2 protein-coding genes are annotated in these 2,227 nt (G+C 53.2%); both read left to right on the forward strand.

Annotated elements, in window-relative coordinates:
- Positions 1 to 381 precede the first annotated feature (381 nt).
- Entirely contained in the window at positions 382 to 741 is a 360-nt protein-coding gene (locus tag TMES_RS21810; RefSeq protein WP_085586575.1) for a hypothetical protein, read from the forward strand.
- 212 nt (positions 742 to 953) lie between these two features.
- Complete coding sequence (locus TMES_RS21815; protein WP_085586577.1) at positions 954 to 1,877, forward strand: aldo/keto reductase; 924 nt, start codon at positions 954 to 956, stop codon at positions 1,875 to 1,877.
- The last annotated feature ends 350 nt before the right edge of the window (positions 1,878 to 2,227 follow it).

Below are 2,227 nucleotides of genomic sequence, written 5' to 3' on the forward strand. Positions count from 1 at the left end.
CAGGTTCGAGTCCTGCTGCCGGAGCCAATGTGAGAAGGGATCGAACTTTTGTTCGGTCCCTTTTTCTTTGCCCAATCCCCCAGACGCCCCAATAACGCCGGACCACGTTACAAACATCGCGGTACTTTTGCCTATTGGCTGTTTGCTGGTTGGCGAAAGAACTGCATGAACAGGCATAATATCTGGAGTATCCGGTCTTAACCGCCCTGCCCGCCCTGTTTACAGTGGAGTCAGGCACGATGGCGTTGGGATACGACAGCATCCGGTCCCAAACCTGCCGCTGCCCCTCTCACCGCCAAATAGACACGATCAAATAGCGGACGTTTGCAGCGAGACGGCTAAGGCAGGCCGTTTTGTTTTCCTTAACCCACGGGCGATTACATGCATCTTGCTTTGTTATATGGTGCCTATGGCTGGCTTGCGCTGATTGGCGGCATGCATTTTACCATTGATGTTGGCGCACAATATATACGCGGGGGTCGCACGCCCGGGCCGGAAACAACGCTTTATTTTGGCCTTAACAGTGCGTTTGCGCTGGGTCAGGTTGCCTTTGGGCTGCTGGGTATATGGCTGGCGTGGAAAAATCCAACCCTTCTCGATCAGCCGCCCGTCATGGCGTTGTCGCTATTGGCGTGCCTTGGGTGGCTGGCCATTGCCTTTGGCACCATGGAATATTGGGAACCCAAAGCCACCACTGGGCTGTTTGGCCTGATCCTGCTTGCCGCGTTCTCGACCAGATAACAATTTGAAACAGCACCCCCAGAGACCGGCAACAGGCGGATTATGCACCTGTGCCGATTTGACACAACGTGCGATGGACAGTTTACCTGACTGTCATGTCTTGGTACCAGTACCGTGAATAACCGGTAAAATAACAGATCATCTCGCTGGTTCAAATGCAGGGCGGGTCACATGCCCGCCGCACATACCAGGATGATCCATAGGGACCAGAAATGTCAGCACTTGTTACACGCCGCCAGTTGGCGGAAAATTTAAGTTTTTCCAGTTTGGCATGGGGCGCATGGCGCCTGCGCACCAGCCCGGATGTTTCGGGCACGAATGACATTGTCCGCATCATGGAAACAGCCCTTGATCTGGGCATCACGACATTTGATCATGCCGACATTTACGGCAATTACGGCTGCGAAGATTATTTCGGTGAAGCTTTGGCAACCGTTCCGCATTTGCGCAATCAAATGGAAATCGTCACCAAATGCGATATCGCGCTGGTCTGTGATGCCCGGCCTGATAACCGGATTAACCACTACAACACGACAAAGCCCCATATCATCAAATCTGTCGAAACCTCGCTTGCCAATCTGCGGATTGACCATATCGACACCCTGCTGATCCACCGGCCTGATCCGCTGATGCTTGCCGACGAAGTTGCCGATGCCTTTAACAGCCTGCAACAGGCTGGCAAGGTGCGCTATTTCGGCGTATCGAACTTTAAACCTTCCCAGTTTAACCTGCTGCAAAGCCGCCTGGACCAGCCGCTTGTGACCAACCAGGTTGAATGTTCGGTGCTGGAACTTGGCCCCGTTTTTGATGGCACCTTTGATCTGATGCAGCAAAACCGCGTCACCCCGATGATCTGGTCGCCTCTTGGCGGTGCGCGCCTGTTCAAAGACAAGGATGACGCCGTTGCGGCCCATCTTCGACCGATCCTTGAAGAAATGCGGGTCAAATACGATGTCGCAGGCATTGCTGAAATCGCCATTGCCTGGCTGCTGGCCCTGCCGTGCCAGCCAATCCCCGTTCTTGGCACCATGAAGCCCGAGCGGATACAGGCGGCCACACAGGCATGTAATATTACGCTGGACCGCCAGGACTGGTTTGCCATTCTGGTCGCGGCACAGGGCCACCCGGTTCCCTGATTGTAATTTGCGGGTCCGTCAGAACACACCAACCGCATGGCAGGGCAAATTTTAACGTCTGTTTTTGCCCTGCGATGGCATCAAAACGATGCCCAATCGGGCACCTGACCGCATATATATTGCATATATAAGGAATGTCTTTTCCTTCACGGCTAAAAATGCGCGGCGCATTTCCACGCCAGGCGTTTGATAACGCGTTGAAAATGGATAAATTTTAGTGAAATCGATTTTTTCGCCGTTTTTTGACAAAAAAGGTCTTGCGCGTGTTTCCGGGTTTTATTATACCCCTGCCACGCGCTTCGAACGGAGCGCCAAACACTGATCCGGCATAGCTCAGTTGGTAGAGCAAA

The sequence above is a fragment of the Thalassospira mesophila genome (assembly GCF_002115755.1).
GTDB lineage: Bacteria > Pseudomonadota > Alphaproteobacteria > Rhodospirillales > Thalassospiraceae > Thalassospira > Thalassospira mesophila.

What these genes read in the sequence shown, in the direction of transcription:
- TMES_RS21810 (WP_085586575.1), top strand. Translation starts at nt 382, where the DNA reads ATGCATCTTGCTTTGTTATATGGTGCCTATGGCTGGCTTGCGCTGATT.
- TMES_RS21815 (WP_085586577.1), top strand. Translation starts at nt 954, where the DNA reads ATGTCAGCACTTGTTACACGCCGCCAGTTGGCGGAAAATTTAAGTTTT.